This is a genomic window from Nocardia suismassiliense, from assembly GCF_900269665.1.
Classification (GTDB): domain Bacteria; phylum Actinomycetota; class Actinomycetes; order Mycobacteriales; family Mycobacteriaceae; genus Nocardia; species Nocardia suismassiliense.
The window spans coordinates 4,357,538-4,374,361 of sequence record NZ_LT985361.1 but is presented as its reverse complement, the minus strand read 5'-3'; the positions used below and the strand labels follow the sequence as shown (position 1 = coordinate 4,374,361).

The following is a 16,824-nucleotide window of genomic DNA, read 5'->3' as shown; positions in this document are numbered from 1 at the left end:
GGGTGCTCGGCATGTCGCGTGCGCGCATTATTCGGATCGCTACTCGGTCCAGTCCGATGGCGGTGGCTCAGGCGGAGCAGGTTGCCGGGTTGCTTGCGGGGCTCGGGGTGGAGAGTGAGCTGGTCAAGGTCACTACCGCCGGGGATCGGTGGATGGGTGATCTGTCGAAGCTCGGCGGCAAGGGCGCCTTCGTCAAGGAGATCGACCACGCGCTGCTGGTGGACGAGGCTGATCTCGCGGTGCACTGCCTCAAGGACATTCCCGGCGATATCCCGGTGCCCGAAGGACTGGCGTTCGCCGGATATCTGGCGCGCGACGACGTGCACGACGCGGTGATCACCGGTAACGGCGCACCGCTCGCCGAGCAGCCGGAGGGCACCGTGGTCGGCACCAGCTCGGTGCGCCGGACCGCGCAGCTGCTCCTGCACTACCCGCACCTGACGGTGAAACCGTTGCGCGGCAACGTGAATACTCGACTGGCTCGGCTCGAAGAGGGCCACGTCGATGTGCTGATCGCGGCCGTCTCCGGGCTGCACCGCGTCGAGCAGGCGCATCGGATCACCGAGACCCTCGATCTCGAGACCATGTGCCCGCCGATCGGCGCGGGCATCATCGCGCTGGAGTGCCGGACCACCGACACCGAACTGCTGGAACTCGGCGCCCGCCTGGACGACCCGGACACACACCGCCAGGCCGATGCCGAACGCGCCATGCTGCACGCCCTGCAGGGGCACTGCAACTCCCCCATCGCCGGCTACGCCACCACCGAACGCACCGGCCGACTGACCTTGCACGGCAAGGTGTTCAGCCCGGACGGTGCCCAGTGGCTGGACTCCCGTCAATGGGGTGTCCCGGAAGATCCGCAGGCGCTCGGTTTCTTCGTCGGCGCGGATCTGCTGCGCCAAGGCGCGCGGGCGATCATCGACGCGATCCCGCACTGACCCGCAGGCTCAGCGCCAGCGGGCGTGCCGCGGGAAAAGCGAACGACCCGCCTCGTGCGCGACCTCGACCAGCACCCGTGCCAGCCGGGCGGTATCCAGAACTGTTCGCTCGCCGCCGATTTGGCCGGACAACGACAGGGCGGCCACCGCGGCTCCGCGACCGCGGAGCGGGACGGCCACACAGGCGATGCCCGCCACCGACTCCTCGTTGTCCACCGCGACGCCCTGCCGCTGCCGGACGCGGGCGAGTTCACGATGCAATTCGGCTCTGTCGCAAATGGTTCGGGCGGTCAGCTGCGGTAGATGATCTCGGAACGAGGTCTCGACGATGCTCGGTTCGAGGGATGCGAGCAGCGCCTTGCCCAGCGCGGTGCTGTGCGCGGGCATGCGGCCGCCGAGGCGCGTCGGGATGCTGGCGGCGAACCGGCCGCCCGCCTTGTCCAGGTAGAGCACCTCGCGACCGTCCAGCACACCGAGGTGTCCGACCATGCCGGTGCGTTGACAGAGGTCGTGTAGCAGCGGGCTCACCACATCGCGAATCTCGTTGTGGTCAGCGGCAAGTCCGCCCAGCTCCAGGGTGCGCATGCCGAGTCGATAGCCGCCTGGGGCGTGCGCGAGCCAGCGCAGCCGGATCATCTGATCCAGGATGCGATGCACCGTCGAGCGGGGCAGGCCGGTGCGTTCGGACAGTCCGAGCAAGGTGAGCGTCGGCGTCGCACCGTCGAAAGCGTCCAGTATCAACGTCATTCGCTCGATCATGGAGACCGGCGGCTGGGACGGCCGAGGCATCGGCGCCGATCCCGCCCACAACTCTCCGGATTCGGGAGGGGTCACCGCCTCGACCGCCATGGCTCACCTCCACTGTGTGCTCGCCTAGAGCTTAGAAGTATTTCTAATAGGCATGTACGTTTCCGGCGCACTCGTTTGTGTGCCCCATCACAGTGCCTCGGTGGGCGCGCGGTGACATCCCGGAAACTACGGAGAGCACTACGGATCTTCTCGGTAGCCGGGAGCCAATGTTGACAACTATGCGCGGCTGCTCTGCTCCTCGACCATGGCGGACAACCACTCTCGGGTGTAGCGCTCGGCGAGCAGCGGGAGGAAGTTGTCGATGGTGGCGTGGTCGGCGACGTGCTCATACGCTGAGCGAAGGAACTGTTCGATGGCCTGGTCGTCGACGAGACCGTTGAATTCTTCTTCGAGCCGGAGCGCGGCCGCGTGCAGGGCGACCGCCTGATCGAGGGACGGATCGTGCGGGTTGGGCGTGGTAACAGGGCTGTCGTTCACTGCGGACTCCCGATCGTGACGAGACTTTCGGTGCGGTGAGCACATGTACTGGCTGCGACATGCCTCGCTAGATAGGTACCCATCGGTCGGCTCGGAACACATTCGAGACCGTAACGGAGCAAATTAGAACAGGTTATTGTTTACTGAGTGGTGACATGCCACGCTGGTCGGATGGATCTCGCCGCCATCGAAGCCGTCCGTCAGCTCAAGTACCGATACTTCCGGACGCTCGATCTCAAACAGTGGGACGCGTTCGGCGACACCCTCGCCGTCGACGCCGCCGGGCGCTACGGCACGCACGCGCTCGGCGAACCGCTCACCCTGGACGGCCGCGACGCCATCACCGCGTTCATGCGGGAGAACCTCGGGCCCGCGGTCGTCACGGTCCATATCGCGAACCATCCCGAGATCACCGTGCACGGCGACACCGCTACCGGCTCATGGGCTTTCGAGGACACGGTGATCGCCACCGAATACAACGTGCTGATCCGTGGTGCCGGGTACTACACCGACAGTTACCGGCTCGACGCCGACGGCAGCTGGCGCATCGCCTCGACCAGTTACCAGCGGATCTACGAATCGATGCAGTCGCTCGCCGACACGCCCAGCCATCAACTGCTGTCGAACATGTGGGCGGCGCCCACAGCGAAATAGGCGGCTCGGCGCGGCGATTAAGCTGGGTGCGTGGCGGGAACGCGGCTGATCGGCCGAGACCACCCGGCGGCACTGCTGCGGGAGGCGTTGCGCCGCACGGTGTCCAGTCACGGTGGGCTGGTTGTGGTGTCCGGCGAGGCGGGCATCGGGAAGACGACGCTGGTCACCGAGGTCGTCGGCGAGTTCGACGACCGCGAGGTGCTGGTGCTCACCGCGACGGCGTGGCGCGGCGACGGCACCCCCGGATTCTGGCCGTGGGTGCAGGTGCTGCGCGGACTCCGGCGCGCCGCCACCCCTGAGCAGTGGGCCGCCGTCGACGATGCGGCGGGTAACGCGCTGTCCTTCCTGATCGGTGAGGCCGAACAGCCGGACCCCGCGGCCGGGTCACTGTTCCGGATCGGGGACGCGGTGACCGAGGCGCTCGTCACGGCCAGCGCGCTGCGGCCGGTGTTCGTGGTGATCGACGATCTGCACCGGGCCGATCCGGCATCGATCAGGTTGGTGGCCTTCGTCGCCCGGCATTCGTGGTTCGAGCGGTTGGCGATCGTCGGCACCGTGCGCGACACCGATATCGACGCGTCACTGCGAAAGGTGTTCGGTGAGTTGCTGACTGCCGCGCGCACCATCGAGCTGACCGGTCTGCCGGTCGACGGGGTCGCGGCGCTGGTCGGCAGCGTGACGGGTGCGCACGCCGACGAGGAGGTCGTGCACACGCTGCACAGTTTGTCCGGCGGCAATCCCTTCCTCGTCGAACAGGCCGCGCGCCTGTGGCAGGCGGGCAGTCCGCTCAACACCTTGGCTCCCGGTGTGCGGGAAACTTTGGACGCACGCCTCGCACCGCTGCCGGCCACCGCGATTGATATCTTGACGACCGCCGCACTGGTCGGGCGCGAGTTCGCCGCGGCGGTGGTGGCGGCCAGTACCGGGTGCGATATCGCCGTCGTGCAAGAACAATTGGCCGCAGCCGTACGCGCCAGGCTGGTCACCCCGCTGTCCGGCGAGCGGTTCACCTTCGTGCACGATCTGGTCCGCGAGACACTGCGCGCCAGGATCGGCGAGGCGGAGGCCCGTAAACGCCACGCCGCCATCCTCGCCGCGCTCGAGCAGCTGCCACGAGAGGTCTCCGGGGCGACCCCGAGCGACCTGGCACACCATGCTTACGACGCCGCCGACGCGATCGACGATGACCGGACGCTGCGGTATCTGCTCGACGCGGCGGCCGACGCATGCGGCCGGCTGGCCGCAGGTGAAGTCGCCGAGCACTACCGGCACGCGCTCACCCGGATTCCCGAGAACCAGGCCGAGCTGCGCGACACAGTCGGACTCGGTTTGGCTGCGGCACAGAGCGATTCGGGTGAGCTGGCCGCCGCGCGCCACACCTACGAGGCCTTGCTGACCACCGCCAGGGCACGCTCGGCGGCAGAGCTGTTCGCCAGGGCCGCGCTCGGGCTGCACGTGCTGGGCATGCCCGATCCGGAACGGGAGGCACAGCGCGAGATCGAGATCATGGACCAGGCGCACCGGATGCTGCTGGCCGAACGCCCGCCCACCGATCCCCTTGCCGTGCAGGTGCTTGCCGCCGCGACACGTGTGCGGGTGCATACCGGGCATGCGCTGCGGCCCGACGCCACCGACCGGGCGAGTGCCGAAACGCTGCGCCTGGCACGGGAATCCGGGGACGATGACGCCCTCGCGGCGAGCCTACTCGCCCGGCACGACGCGATCTGGCGACCCGGCGCCGCCGGCGACCGGCTGCCGCTGGCCGACGAGCTCGCCCGGGTCGGCCGCCGGATGCACCGCGACGAGCTCGAATTGCAAGGCCGCCTGCTGCGATTCGCCGCATTGCTGGAGCTCGGGGACCCGCGCGTGCACACGGAGTTGGCCGCGTTCCGCGCACTGGCGGACCGGGCCCGGCATCCCCGCTTCCGTTTCATCGCGTTGTCGCGAACGGGTGCCTTGGCCATGGTGAGCGGTCGATTCGCGGACGCGCGCACGGCCATCGATGATGCGTACGCCCTGGCGGAACGACTCGGCGAAGTCGATCGGGTGCCGCTCTGGCTCGAACAGCGTTGGGCCCTTGCTCTTTTCACAGGCGATCTCGCGGAAGCCGATGCCTTCGTGGACCGCTATCGCGAGCTGGCGGGCGAGTACACGGCGATCGTGGACGTGATCACGGCGGCCCGGCGTGGTGATGTCGAGCGAGTCCGGCGCGGCGTCGGCGACCTTCCGGCGCTGTACGAGTTCTATCCCCGGCACTTCCACCCCGCCATCCTGATCGCGCAGGTGTATGCCGCGCTCGTCCTCGATGATCCGGAGCTGCGAGCTACGGTGCGCGCCGAGCTGGTTCCGCTGGCCGGGTGGTGGGCGGTGGTCGCGGGTGGCGGCGCCGTCTACGGTCCGTACGCCTATTGGCTCGGGCGGGTGGCGGCGGCCGACGGCGACCTCGACGCCGCAGCCGAACATCTCACGGCCGCAGCGGATGCGGCACACCGGATGCGGGCGCAGCCGTGGGTCGAGGCAGCGCGGCACCACCTGCGGCTGATTTCGCATCGGGAGCCACCGCCGGTCCGCGCACCGGCACCACCGCCGGACAACGAGTTCCGGTTCGACGGCGCGGTGTGGACGCTGCGGTTCGCCGATCGCACCGTCCACCTGCCCGACGCCAAAGGAATCCGGGATCTGCACGTGCTGCTCGCACATCCGGGACACGACATCCCGTCGCTGGAACTGTTCGGTGCACCCGACGCCGGAACCCAGCACGCGGCACAGTCTTTCGGCAGCGATCCGGTGCTCGACGATCGCGCCAAAGCCGAGTATCAGCGACGGCTCAACACCCTCGACGCCGAGATCGATCGGGCCGTCGCGGTCGGAAACGACGCTCGCGCGGTCGAACTCGACCAGGAACGCGCCGCGCTGCTCGACGAGCTACGCCGCACCTCAGGGCTGGCCGGACGCACCCGCCGGCTCGGCGACGACGCGGAGCGCGCCCGCAAAACCGTCTCCGCCCGGGTCCGCGACACGTTGCGCCGGATCGATCGGCTGCACCCCGAACTCGCCGAACACCTGCGCGCCGCGGTCTCCTTGGGTTTGCTCTGCCGGTATCAGCCGCACCGTGAGATCCGCTGGCGGCTCATCTAGCGCCGCGAGATCCGATCTAGCGCCTTCCCAGTAGAGACCACACTCGGAAGGAGCACACCATGCACCAGATCGTCCCCAACCTCTGGGAGACCGAGACCCTCAGCCCGTTCCCCGGCCTGAACACCCACGCCTACCTCTGGACGACCCCCGAGGGAAATGTGTTGTTCTACAACACCACCATCCCCGAGGAGTTCGACAAGATGGCCGAACTCGGCGGCGTCGCCCACCACTACCTGAGCCATCGCGACGAGATCGCCTCGTCCCTGTCCACGGTCCGCACGCGCTTCGACGCGAAGCTGCACATCCACAAGGCCGACGCGGTCATGGTCACCGACACCCCCGTCGACGACGCCTTCGACACCCGCCACACCGCGATCGCCGGCCTCGAGGTGATCCCCACCCCCGGCCACACCCCCGGCAGCGCCTGCTACCTCGCCACCATCGATGACAAACGCTACCTCTTCACCGGCGACACCCTCGTCCTCGGCGAGAACGGCAAGTGGTGGGCCGGGTACATCGAAGGCCACAGCGACCGCGACACCCTCCTCACCACCCTCGACGCCCTCGCCCAACTCGAGCCAGACGTCATCGTTTCCAGCGCCTTCATGAGCGACAACGGTGTCATCGAACTCGGCGACCGCCCCTGGTCCGAGTGCGTCGCCGAAGCACGCAGCGGCCTGCTCGCCGATCCGCCGAAGGAGTAGGCGCACGCCGCAGCAGCCCACTGCGGCGGTGCGGGGCGGCGCACATCGCGCGCCCCGGCTGGAACGCGGGCGGGCAGGCGGCGGTCGCGGCACTGACCGATCTCGGTGCGGTCTTCGATATGAGCGGCCTGTTCGACCACGAATATCGGTCCAGTTTCCGGGTGCTGGCGCTGTACTGGGGTGGCTCGGCGGCGGATGCTCCTACTATGTCCTCCCTTGCGCCCAATGAGTTCTCGACCGAAGTCACCTATCTCAATACCGCCTCGTTCGGGCTGCCGTCCGCGCGTTCGCTGGTCGCCGTTCAGGAGGCGAGTGAGCGGTGGGCGGCGGGGCGGGGTGGTCCGATGTCGAACGACGTACTGGTGCCGAGGTTGCGGGAGGGGTTCGCGCGGCTGCTGGCGGGTGCTACCCCGGACGACATCGCGCTCGGTGGTGCCGCTTCGCAGCTGATCGGGCCAATCGCGGTCGCGCTGCCGCCGGGGGCCGAGGTGCTGGTGGCCGAGGGCGAGTTCGCTTCGGTCACCATGCCGTTCCTGCACCGGGGTGATCTCGCGGTGCGGGTGGTGCCGCTGGAGCGGCTGGCCGAGGAGGTGCGGCCGGAGACCGCGTTGGTGGCGGTGAGCGTGGTGCAGTCGGCGGACGGCCGGATGACCGACCTGCCCACGCTGCGGGCCGCCACCCGGGCGCACGGTGCCCGGCTGCTGGTGGACGCCACGCAGGCGGCCAGCTGGCTGCCGCTGAGCTTCGCCGACGCCGACTACTGGGTGTGCGCGACGTTCAAGTGGCTGATCGGCGCGCGCAGCGTGTCGTTCTTCGCCGCGGGACCCGAGGCGCTGGAGTCGATCCGGCCGGTCGGGCCCGGCTGGTACGCGGCCGCGGACCCGTGGGCGGAACTGTACAACCCGGTCGAGCTACCGAAGACCGCTCGGCGCTTCGATTCCACCCCCGATTGGCTGGGAGTGACGGCGGCGAGCGCGGGGCTCTCGCTGATCGAGGAGTTGACGGTCAACAAGATCAACGCGCACAACCTCGCGCTGGCCGACCGCTTCCGCGCCGGACTGACCGAGCTCGGCCTGCCATCGGTGCCCACCCGTTCGCCGATCGTCAGCCTTCCCGGTGCGGCTGACGCGGCAGGGCGCCTGGAGCAGGCCGATGTCATCACCTCCGCGCGCAATGGCGGACTGCGGTTCGCGTTCCACCTGTACAACACCGCTGAAGAGGTCGACCAGGCACTGGCGGTCCTTGCCGCCGAGTGACCGAGCGGTCTCAGGCTTGCACCGGCGTTGCCGCGGACGCCCACACGGCGTCGCGGCAGCGCTGCCTGGCCCGGCCGATCCCCTCGATCTCGACCTCCACCACGTCACCATCGCGCAGGTATGGATAACGACCGGAAAGTGCCACGCCCGCAGGCGTTCCGGTGTTGATGATGTCGCCGGGTTCGAGGACCGCGTACTGGGACAGATGCCAGACCAGGTAGTCGACGCCGAAGATCAGGTCGGCGGTACTGGAGTCCTGGCGGGGTTCGCCGTTCACGAAAGACCGCAAGCGCAGGTTGCCCGCGTCGAGCCGGTCGCGCGGCACCAGCGCGGGGCCGAGCGGGTTGAAGGTCTCGCAGCACTTGCCTTTCGACCACTGGCCGCCCGATTGTTCGAGCTGGAACGCGCGCTCGGAGACGTCGTTCGAGATGGTGTATCCCGCAATGTGATTCGCGGCGTCTTCGACCGAGTCGAGATAGCGGGCGCGCCGGCCGATCACCACCGCGAGTTCCACCTCCCAGTCCGTCTTGCTCGAGTCGCGCGGGATCAGCACGTCGTCGTAAGGGCCGACCACCGTGTTCGGCGTCTTGAAGAACACGACAGGCGTCTGCGGCGGCGCCGAGCCCGATTCGGCGGCGTGCGCGGCGTAGTTCATGCCGACGCACCACACCGCCTGCGGCCGCGCGATCGGGGCACCGATGCGCTGGCCGGCGATGTCGATGCGGTGAAGCCGGTCCGCCGCAAGCGCTTCGGCGACGGCCGCGATGCCGCCCGCGGCGAGGAAGTCGCCGTCGATGTCGCCGGTGAGTGCGCGCAGGTCGTAGGCGTGCTCGCCGTCGACGACGATCGGCCGCTCCGCGCCCACTTCGCCGATGCGCTGCAACTTCATTCGAGTTCTCCTTCGGTCATCCAGGTCGGTGCGAGCGGTAGTTGGTAAGTGCGCCAGGCGACTTCGGTCAGCACCTGGACGCGGTCAGCGGGAGCGAGGTGGGCGAGGGTGTCCAGCGTGGTGCGCCACACGGTCCGGTACGACGCGGCGGTGAGCGTGAACGGCCAATCGCCACCGACCATCAGCCGTCCGGGACCGAAGACCGCGAGCGCGTGGTCGACGTAGGGCTGCCACGCTTTCGCGCTGATCTCCGGGCCGGACACCGTGGCCAGACCGGAGATCTTGGCGACCACATTCGGCTGCGCGGCCGCTTCGGCGAGCAGATCGGCCCACGGCTGCCAGTCGCCGGTCGCGATCGGCGGTTTGCCCAAATGGTCCAGCACGATGGTCAGTTCAGGATGTGCGCGCGCGATCACCGGCACCTGCGCGAGCAGGTCCGGTCGTTCGGCGACCGCATCGAAGACGAGGCCTGCCTCGGCCAGTTGCGCGAGGCCCTCCGAAACCTCGGGCCGCAGCAACCATTTCGGGTCCGGGTCGCGGTGGATCATGTGCCGGACGCCGACGAACTCGGGATGGGCACGCAACGCGGGCAGTTCGGCGGCAACGACCTCGGGCCGGTGCAGTGGCAGCCAGCCGACCACGGCCGCAGGGTGCGGCGTTGCCGTCGCGGCGGCCAGCAGCGCGCGATTCTCGGTCGGCGAATCGGCGGCCTGCACCAGCACGACCGCGCCGACCCCGTGCGCCGACAGCTCCGGCTCGACATCCGGCAGCGCGTAATTTCGGTACAAAACATCCGATGTCTCGGTCAGCCAGTCGTACTCGACGCCGAATTCTCCACCGTCTACCCGCCAAACATGAACATGTGAGTCTACAGTCATCGGAGGCATACGTTCACATCCTCGAGGGCGAAGGAAACAGGTGTCGGTTACCGACGACGCGATAGCGAAGATCAAGGCGATGATCATCTCGGGCGATCTGGAGCCGGGCGCGCGACTGCCCCGCGAGGCGGACCTCGCGGCGCAGCTCGGCGTTTCGCGCAACTCGCTGCGGGAGGCGGTCCGCGCGCTCTCGCTGGTCCGGATCCTGGACGTACGGCAGGGCGACGGCACCTACGTGGCCAGCCTGGAGCCGAAGTCGCTGCTCGACGCGATGAGCTTCCTGCTCGAATTCCACCAGGACGACTCGGTTCTCGACATTCTCGCCATCCGGCGCATCCTCGAACCCGCCGCCACCGCGCTCGCCGCACGCGCGATGCCCGAGGAGGAGATCGCGCATCTGCGGACCCTGGTCGAGCCCGAGACGTCGTCGGTGACCGAGCTCGTGACGCTCGACCTCGAATTCCACGCCGCCATCGCCGCCGCCTCCGGCAACAAAGTGCTTGCCTCCCTGCTGGAGTCGCTGTCGCTGCCGACCATGCGGGCCAGGATCTGGCGCGGCATCACCGAGGAGCGCGCCTTCGAGCGCACCGTCGCCGAGCACCGCGGCATCTGCGACGCGATCGCCGCCCACGACCCCGAACTCGCGCACGCCAGGGCCCTGGCCCATGTGGCGGGTGTCATGGAGTGGCTGCGTCGCGCCGCAGGCTGAGCGCTGACGGCCGATCACGAGCACCGGTCCAACTCGTGCCAGAGGTCTTCCGGCACTCTCGTATTCAGCATCGCGATGGTGTCCGCGACCTCCGCGGCGGTGCCCGCGCCGACGACGGTGGCGGCGACCGCCGGGTTGCGCCGGGCGAACTGCAATGCCGCCGCGCGCAGCGCGACATCGTATTTCGCGCAGATGCGCGCCATCGCCTGTGCCCGTTCGACGATGTGCTGCTGCGCGGGCCGATAGTCGAAAGTCGTTCTGTGCCAGGGGTCAGCCAGAATTCCGCTGTTCAGCACACCGGCGACCAGCACGCGTACGTCCCGGCGGGCACACTCGGGGAGTAGCTCGACTTCGGCACGCCGATCCAGCAATGTGTATCGACCGGCGATCAGTACGTGGTCGATACTCGTTTCCCGTACGAAGCGCAGTGCGACGTCCACGTCGTTGACGCCGACGCCGATCGCGGAGACGATCCCTGCGGCGCGCATCCGCTCCAGTTCTGGGGCTGCCTCGGCAAGGGCTTGCTCCTGGTGGTCGTCCGGGTCGTGGATCAGCAGCAGATCTATCCGGTCCAGGCCGAGGCGTTCCAGCGAGTCCTCCAGTGAACGCCGTACGCCCGCGGCCGAATAGTCGCGGCGGCGTGCGCGTTTCGGTGCGCCATAGAAGTCGTCGACACCGTCCGGTGCGAGTGGGTCCTCGTAGAGCAGCCGCCCCACCTTGGTCGATACCGTGTACTCCGACCGCGACCGCAGGAACCGCCCGAGGCGCTCCTCGCTGCTGCCCGCGCCGTAGTGCGGTGCGGTGTCGAAGGCGCGAATGCCCGCGTCCCACGCGGCCGCGATGCCCGCCTGGGCTTCCGCCTCGCCGACCGCGCGGAACAGACCCGCGTAGCCCGCGCCGCCGAGGACGATGTCGGCTACGTCATTCATCGGCGTCACCCGCCGGATTCAACTCCCACACCACCGGCAGCGCCGCGTCGGCTCCCGTCGCCGAATAGTCGTGTGTCCCTTCGAGATACTCGTTGATCCGAGACTGCCACGCCACGTTGACGGGTAACCCGGCCAACCGGCCGAGCAGCAGATCGTAGGCGGCACAGTCGATCACGTGGAACAGGTCGGTGCCGCTACGCCAGATCGTCCAGGAGGTAGCCCCGGCCTCCTTGATAGCCGCGACGAGTTCGGCGGGTACCGCCCGGTGGGCCGCCTCGTATGCGGCCTCGGCACCGGGTTTCAGCTTGGTGTGCAACGCGATTCGCACGCTCACTCCTGCCGTCGTCCGCTGGCGATGCGAGTGATGACCAGGGCCACCAGAATCAGCGCGCCATTGATGAACTTGAGCGAGTCGGCGCTGACCCCACCGTAGGACAGCAGCTTCTGGATCAGCGTCAGGATCAGCACACCGAAGAACGCGCCGAGCACCGAACCGCGCCCGCCGTTGAGCGCCACCCCGCCGATCACGCAGGCGGCGAACACCTGGAAGATCATCCCGTCACCCTGACTGACCTGCACGCTGGCGAACTGCCCCGAGTACATGAGCCCGCCGACCGCGGCGAGCCCGCCCGCCACGACCAGCACGGCGATGACGACATAGTCGGTGCGGATACCGGCGGCCCGCGCGGCGGCCTCGTTGCCGCCGACGGCATAGAGGGCACGCCCGGCCGTCGTATAGGTGAGGACGAAATAGCCGAGGGCGAACAAGGCCAGACAGACCGCCACGTCCACCGGCACGCCCAGTACATCGGTGTTGCCGAGCCATTCGACCGACGGCGGAATCTTGGTCAGCGTGAAGCCTTCGGTGAGGAAGGTCAGCAGGCCGCGCAGAGCGATGAGCATCGCCAGCGTCACGATGAACCCGTTCAAGCCGAACCGGACGATCAGCACGCCGTTGAGCGCGCCGACGGCGAGACCGACGAGCAACGCGATCGGAATCGCCATCCACGGCGAGGTCCAGGTGTAGGCCCCCACCTTCGCGGTGCCCATGGTCGCCCAGATGGCGACGCCGGGGGCGAGCCCGAAGGTCGATTCGAGCGACAGATCCATCCGGCCGACCACCAGCACCAGCACCTCGGCCAGCACGATGAGCGCGATACCGCTCATCGCCGTCAGCACATTGGTGAGGTTGGCCGAGGAGACGAAGTTGGTATTGATGAAGTAGCCGACCACCAGCACTAGCAGAATCGGCGGCACCAGCAGGAAGTCGCGGAGCGCACCCCAGCGCACCGTCCCCGGCCACCGCCGGGTCGCGGTGGACTCGCTGGTCGCGGGTTCGCGCCCGGTAGCGATCGGGGTCATGACAGTCCTTCCATCGCGGCGACGAGTTCTTTGTCGCCCCAGCCTTTCTCGAATTCCCGCGCGATCCGGCCCTGCACCATCACCAGTACCCGGTCGCAGTCGCGCAGATCATCGAGTTCGTCCGACACCACCAGGACGGCGGTGCCGCGGTCGGCGGCGTCGCGCACGACACCGCGCAGGGTCTCCTTCGACCGCACGTCGACCCCCGCCGTCGGCGTGATCAGCACCAGCACGGCGGGGTCGGTGGCCAGCGCGCGAGCGAAGACCACCTTCTGCTGGTTGCCACCCGACAGCTCGGCGACGCTCTGGTCCGGGCCCTCGGTCTTGATGCCGAGGTCATCGATGGCCTTGCCCGCCACCGTGTTCCGGGTACGCCGGGACAGCAGCCCGAGGCGGCCCAGCCTGCGTGGCACCGTCAGCGTGGCGTTGTCGGCGACGCTCATCTCCGGGATCAGCCCCTCCTCGTGCCGGTCTCGCGGCACGAAGCCGATGCCGGCTTCGAGTGCGGCGTGCACCCCGTTGCGGCGCAGCCGATTACCGCAGACAAGGATGGCCCCGGTGACCGCCTTGCGCAGTCCGACAATGGTTTCGGCGACCTCGATCCGGCCGCTGCTGCCACCACCCGCGAGGCCGGTGATCTCCCCCGGCTTCACCGACAACGTCACGTCGGCGAATTCGCCTGCCCGCGAGAGTCCTTCGACCCGCAGCGTCGGTGTCGCCGCGGCCTCGGGATCGCGCCGTGCGACCGGCGTCGCGAGTTCGACCGAATCGCCGGTCATCGCCGCGATGAGCGCCTTCTTGCCGAGCTCGGCGACCGGCGCGGTCACCACGTGCCTGGCATCCCGGAAAACGGTGATGTCCTGGCAGATTTCATAGGTCTCGTCGAGGTGGTGGGAGATGAACAGGAAGGTGACGCCCTGCTCCTGGAGGTCGGTGATCCTGCTGAACAACCGTTTGATCGCGGGGCCGTCGAGCTGGGCGGTCGGTTCGTCCAGAATGATGAAACGCGCACCGTGCGAGAGGGAACGCGCGATCTCCACCAGCTGCCGATGCTCGACGGACAGATCGCGGGCGACGGTGTCCACATCGACCGGCACCGACCACGTGTCGAGCAGCTCACGGGCCCGGCCACGTACTCTGCGCCAGTTGATGATCCGGCCGCCGAACGCCTGACTGTTGACGAACAGGTTTTCCGCCACCGACAGATCGGGAATGATCGTCGACTTCTGATACACGCACGCCACCCGGGAGCGCCACGCGTCCCGGTCGGCGGGCGAGGGCGCCGGAACACCGTTGAACCGCACCTCCCCCGCGTCGGGCGCGGTGAGCCCGGTCAGGATCGATACCAGGGTCGATTTACCGGCACCGTTGCGGCCGACCAGCGCGTGGGTCCGGCCCGCCGCCACCCGCAGCCCCACCTTGTCGAGTGCAATCACATTGCGGCCGAAGCGTTTCGACACGTCGATCGCCTCGGCGATCGGTTCGCCGGTCATCCGCCGTGACCCCACAGGCCGGGCGCGGAGGTGCTCAGCGTGTCGAGTTCGCCTACCTTGCCGCCGGTTCGGGTGACCACCGGGGCGGGTAGCTGATCTTCGAGGGTCCCGCCGACGCCGGTGTCGATGATCGTGGACCCGTGGTCGGTGGGCCCCGGGGTGAACTTGCGGCCGTCGACGGCGGCCTTGGCATAGAAGGCCGCGTATTGCGCGTACAGGTCGGCGGGCTGGGAAATGGTGGCGTCGATCTCGCCGGCTTCGATGGCGTCCAGCTCGGCCTTGATGCCGTCGTTGGAGACGATCGTGATGTGGCCCGGCGCACCGGCTTTCACCAGTTTGTCGCTGCGCCGCAGCAACGCCAGCGTCGACTGCAGGAATACGCCGCCCGCCTGCATGTAGATGCCGTTGATGTCGGGATCGGTCAGTAGTTTGTCCTGCAGGCCCGAGACGGCCCGATCGCCCTTCCAGTCGGTCGGGATCTCGATCACCTTGATGCCGGGGTACCGCGTTTTCATGCACTCGGCGAACGCTTCGGACCGATCGCGTCCGTTGATCGAACTCAGGTCACCCTGGAATTCGACGACTTTGCCGGTGCCTTTCAACGTTTCGCCGAGATAGATACACGACTTGGTGCCGTAGGCCCGATTGTCCGCCCGCACCACCATGTACACCCCGCCGCTGTCGGGCCGGGTGTCGACGCTGACCACCGGCACGTCCTTCGCGGCCGCCGCGGCGAGGGCGGGCTTGACCGCGGCGGTGTCCTGCGGGGCCATGATGAGCGCCTTGACGTTCTTGGACAGCAAGGTGTCGACATTCGACTTGAGCCGGTTGGCGTCGTTGTCGGAGGAGGTGTTCTCCAGCTTCACCCCTGCGGCAGCGGCTTTCGGCCCTAGGTAACCGGCGTAGGCGCTCCAGAAGTCGGAGTCCGAGCGGGGTTGATCGGCACCGACGAGGACGCCGTTGTCCGCGCCGGTGCCGACGGTGACGGCAGGCATGCTGTCACCGGTACCGGTGGGCTCCCTGGAACAGGCGGCGCCCGAGGAAATGATCAGCGTCGCGCCGAGGGCTACGCCGATGATGCTGGCGGTTTTCATGAGTTCTCCTGCGGTTGGATCGAGCGGGCCTGCGAATCCGCCTGCCACGCGGCGCCGGACGGATAGGTGTAGTCGCGCAGCGACGCGGGCAGCATCTCGGCACTGAAACCGGGCTCGCGCGGCGCGCGATAGCGGCCGCCGACCACGCGCACGGGATGGCGGAAATGCTCGTGCAGATGGTCCACGAACTCGATCGCGCGGTCCTCGGTGGTGCCGGTGATCGCCACGTAGTCGATCATCGCGAGATGCTGGACCAGCTCGCAGAGTCCGACGCCACCCGCGTGCGGCACCACCGGTACCCCGAACTTGGCCGCCAGCAACAGGATTGCCAGGTTCTCGTTGACACCGGCGACCCTGGCCGCGTCGATCTGCACGAGATCGACGGCGCCGGCCTGCAACAGCTGCTTGAACAGGATCCGATTCTGGCCGTGCTCGCCGGTCGAGATGCGCACCGGCGCGACGCGGCGGCGGATCGCGGCGTGGCCGAGGATGTCGTCCGGGCTGGTCGGCTCCTCGATCCAGGCCGGGTTCGCCGGCGCCAGCCGGGAGATCCAGTCCACCGCGACGTCGACGTCCCAGCGCTGGTTCGCGTCGACCGCCAGTCCGATGTCGGGTCCGATCGCCGCCCTGGCGACCTCGACCCGGCGCACGTCCTCGTCCACATCGCGGCCGACCTTGATCTTGATGGTGCGGAAACCGTCGGCCACCGCCTGCTTGGCCAGCCTGGACAGCTTCTCGTCGGAGTAGCCGAGCCAGCCCGGCGAGGTCGTGTATGCCGGGTACCCGGTGTCGAGCAACCGAGCAATGCGTTCCTGCCTGCCTGGTTCGGCGCGGCGCAGGATCTCGAGCGCCTCGGCCGGGGTGAGCGCATCGGTGAGGTAGCGGAAGTCGATGAGGTCGACGATCTGCTCGGGGGACAGCTCGGCGACCAACTGCCACACCGGTTTTCCGGCGAGCTTCGCGGCGAGATCCCAGGCGGCATTGATCACCGCACCGACCGCCATGTGCATGACGCCCTTTTCGGGGCCGAGCCAGCGCAGCTGGGAATCCGCGGTGAGCGATCGGGCGAATCCTCCGAGGTTCCCGGCGATTTCGGCCACCGATCGCCCGACCACCAAGTGGGCCAGCGATTCGATCGCGACACGCTGGACCTCGTTGCCGCGGCCGATGGTGAACGCGAAGCCGTGGCCCTGCGGGCCCGCCGGATCGTCGGTGCGCAGGATCACGTAGGCCGCCGAATAATCGGGGTCGGGGTTCATCGCGTCCGAGCCGTCCAGCTCGCGCGAGGTCGGGAACCGGACGTCTAGCGTGTCCAGCGCCGTGAGGTGCGCCATGGGTGATCCTCGTTCCAGATAGTGATCTGGGTCACGACTATACATCGGATGTCTGTCGGCGCAATGGGAGATGGAAAATCCGTCAATCCTGGTTGCGCAGTGGCAATCTCGCGCGAACACCCGCGATCGGTGTTATGTTCGCCAGTGTTAAACATC

At 68.3% G+C, this 16,824-nt stretch carries 16 protein-coding genes; 6 read left to right on the top strand and 10 right to left on the bottom strand.

Annotated elements, in window-relative coordinates; translation table 11 throughout:
* Positions 1-11: 11 nt before the first annotated feature.
* Positions 12-941 carry a hydroxymethylbilane synthase gene (gene hemC, locus DBO33_RS19600; protein WP_107656341.1) on the top strand — a complete coding sequence of 310 codons (930 nt, stop codon included), beginning with the start codon at positions 12-14 and terminating at the stop codon, positions 939-941.
* A gap of 9 nt (positions 942-950) precedes the next feature.
* Here the strand turns inward: hemC and DBO33_RS19595 are convergent, their stop codons facing one another.
* Together DBO33_RS19595 and DBO33_RS19590 are read right to left on the bottom strand one after the other, a co-directional pair.
* Positions 951-1,790 carry an IclR family transcriptional regulator gene (locus DBO33_RS19595; RefSeq protein WP_107656340.1) on the bottom strand — a complete coding sequence of 280 codons (840 nt, stop codon included), beginning with the start codon at positions 1,788-1,790 and terminating at the stop codon, positions 951-953.
* A gap of 177 nt (positions 1,791-1,967) precedes the next feature.
* Positions 1,968-2,228, bottom strand: coding sequence for a three-helix bundle dimerization domain-containing protein (locus tag DBO33_RS19590; RefSeq protein ID WP_107656339.1), 261 nt, complete (start codon positions 2,226-2,228; stop codon positions 1,968-1,970).
* Between the two features lie 171 nt (positions 2,229-2,399).
* On the opposite strand from DBO33_RS19590, the gene DBO33_RS19585 reads away from it, so the two are divergent.
* The 4 genes from DBO33_RS19585 to DBO33_RS19570 are packed head-to-tail and all read left to right on the top strand — an operon-like array spanning position 2,400 to position 7,980.
* Positions 2,400-2,882 (top strand): nuclear transport factor 2 family protein, encoded by a 483-nt coding sequence (locus DBO33_RS19585; protein ID WP_107656338.1) that lies wholly within the window; start codon positions 2,400-2,402, stop codon positions 2,880-2,882.
* Positions 2,883-2,912: 30 nt separating this feature from the next.
* Entirely contained in the window at positions 2,913-6,020 is a 3,108-nt protein-coding gene (locus DBO33_RS19580; protein WP_107656337.1) for an ATP-binding protein, read from the top strand.
* 59 nt (positions 6,021-6,079) lie between these two features.
* The gene (locus DBO33_RS19575; RefSeq protein ID WP_107656336.1) at positions 6,080-6,724 is read left to right on the top strand and encodes an MBL fold metallo-hydrolase; all 645 of its coding nucleotides are present in this window, start codon (positions 6,080-6,082) and stop codon (positions 6,722-6,724) included.
* Positions 6,673-7,980, top strand: coding sequence for an aminotransferase class V-fold PLP-dependent enzyme (locus tag DBO33_RS19570; protein WP_234390924.1), 1,308 nt, complete (start codon positions 6,673-6,675; stop codon positions 7,978-7,980). The genes DBO33_RS19575 and DBO33_RS19570 overlap by 52 nt, the downstream gene beginning before the upstream one ends.
* A gap of 10 nt (positions 7,981-7,990) precedes the next feature.
* Here DBO33_RS19570 and DBO33_RS19565 read toward each other — a convergent pair whose 3' ends face one another.
* Both DBO33_RS19565 and DBO33_RS19560 read right to left on the bottom strand, forming a co-directional pair.
* A complete protein-coding gene (locus DBO33_RS19565; protein WP_107656335.1) occupies positions 7,991-8,869 on the bottom strand; it encodes a fumarylacetoacetate hydrolase family protein in 879 nt (292 codons plus the stop codon).
* Positions 8,866-9,747, bottom strand: a complete 882-nt coding sequence (locus tag DBO33_RS19560) for an amidohydrolase family protein (protein ID WP_107660411.1) — start codon at positions 9,745-9,747, stop codon at positions 8,866-8,868. Before DBO33_RS19560 ends, DBO33_RS19565 begins: the two co-directional genes overlap by 4 nt.
* Before the next feature lie 40 nt (positions 9,748-9,787).
* On the opposite strand from DBO33_RS19560, the gene DBO33_RS19555 reads away from it, so the two are divergent.
* Positions 9,788-10,456 carry a FadR/GntR family transcriptional regulator gene (locus tag DBO33_RS19555; protein ID WP_107656334.1) on the top strand — a complete coding sequence of 223 codons (669 nt, stop codon included), beginning with the start codon at positions 9,788-9,790 and terminating at the stop codon, positions 10,454-10,456.
* 14 nt (positions 10,457-10,470) lie between these two features.
* Here the strand turns inward: DBO33_RS19555 and DBO33_RS19550 are convergent, their stop codons facing one another.
* From DBO33_RS19550 to DBO33_RS19525, 6 genes are read right to left on the bottom strand one after another with little or no spacing between them, the layout of a single operon-like run.
* Positions 10,471-11,385, bottom strand: coding sequence for an aldo/keto reductase (locus tag DBO33_RS19550; protein ID WP_107656333.1), 915 nt, complete (start codon positions 11,383-11,385; stop codon positions 10,471-10,473).
* Entirely contained in the window at positions 11,378-11,713 is a 336-nt protein-coding gene (locus DBO33_RS19545) for an L-rhamnose mutarotase (protein WP_107656332.1), read from the bottom strand. Before DBO33_RS19545 ends, DBO33_RS19550 begins: the two co-directional genes overlap by 8 nt.
* A 2-nt stretch (positions 11,714-11,715) precedes the next feature.
* Positions 11,716-12,747 (bottom strand): ABC transporter permease, encoded by a 1,032-nt coding sequence (locus tag DBO33_RS19540; protein ID WP_107656331.1) that lies wholly within the window; start codon positions 12,745-12,747, stop codon positions 11,716-11,718.
* Positions 12,744-14,240 carry a sugar ABC transporter ATP-binding protein gene (locus tag DBO33_RS19535; protein WP_107656330.1) on the bottom strand — a complete coding sequence of 499 codons (1,497 nt, stop codon included), beginning with the start codon at positions 14,238-14,240 and terminating at the stop codon, positions 12,744-12,746. The genes DBO33_RS19540 and DBO33_RS19535 overlap by 4 nt, the downstream gene beginning before the upstream one ends.
* Positions 14,237-15,334 (bottom strand): sugar ABC transporter substrate-binding protein, encoded by a 1,098-nt coding sequence (locus DBO33_RS19530; RefSeq protein WP_107656329.1) that lies wholly within the window; start codon positions 15,332-15,334, stop codon positions 14,237-14,239. Before DBO33_RS19530 ends, DBO33_RS19535 begins: the two co-directional genes overlap by 4 nt.
* Positions 15,331-16,668, bottom strand: coding sequence for an L-fuconate dehydratase (locus DBO33_RS19525; RefSeq protein WP_107656328.1), 1,338 nt, complete (start codon positions 16,666-16,668; stop codon positions 15,331-15,333). Before DBO33_RS19525 ends, DBO33_RS19530 begins: the two co-directional genes overlap by 4 nt.
* Between the last annotated feature and the right edge of the window lie 156 nt (positions 16,669-16,824).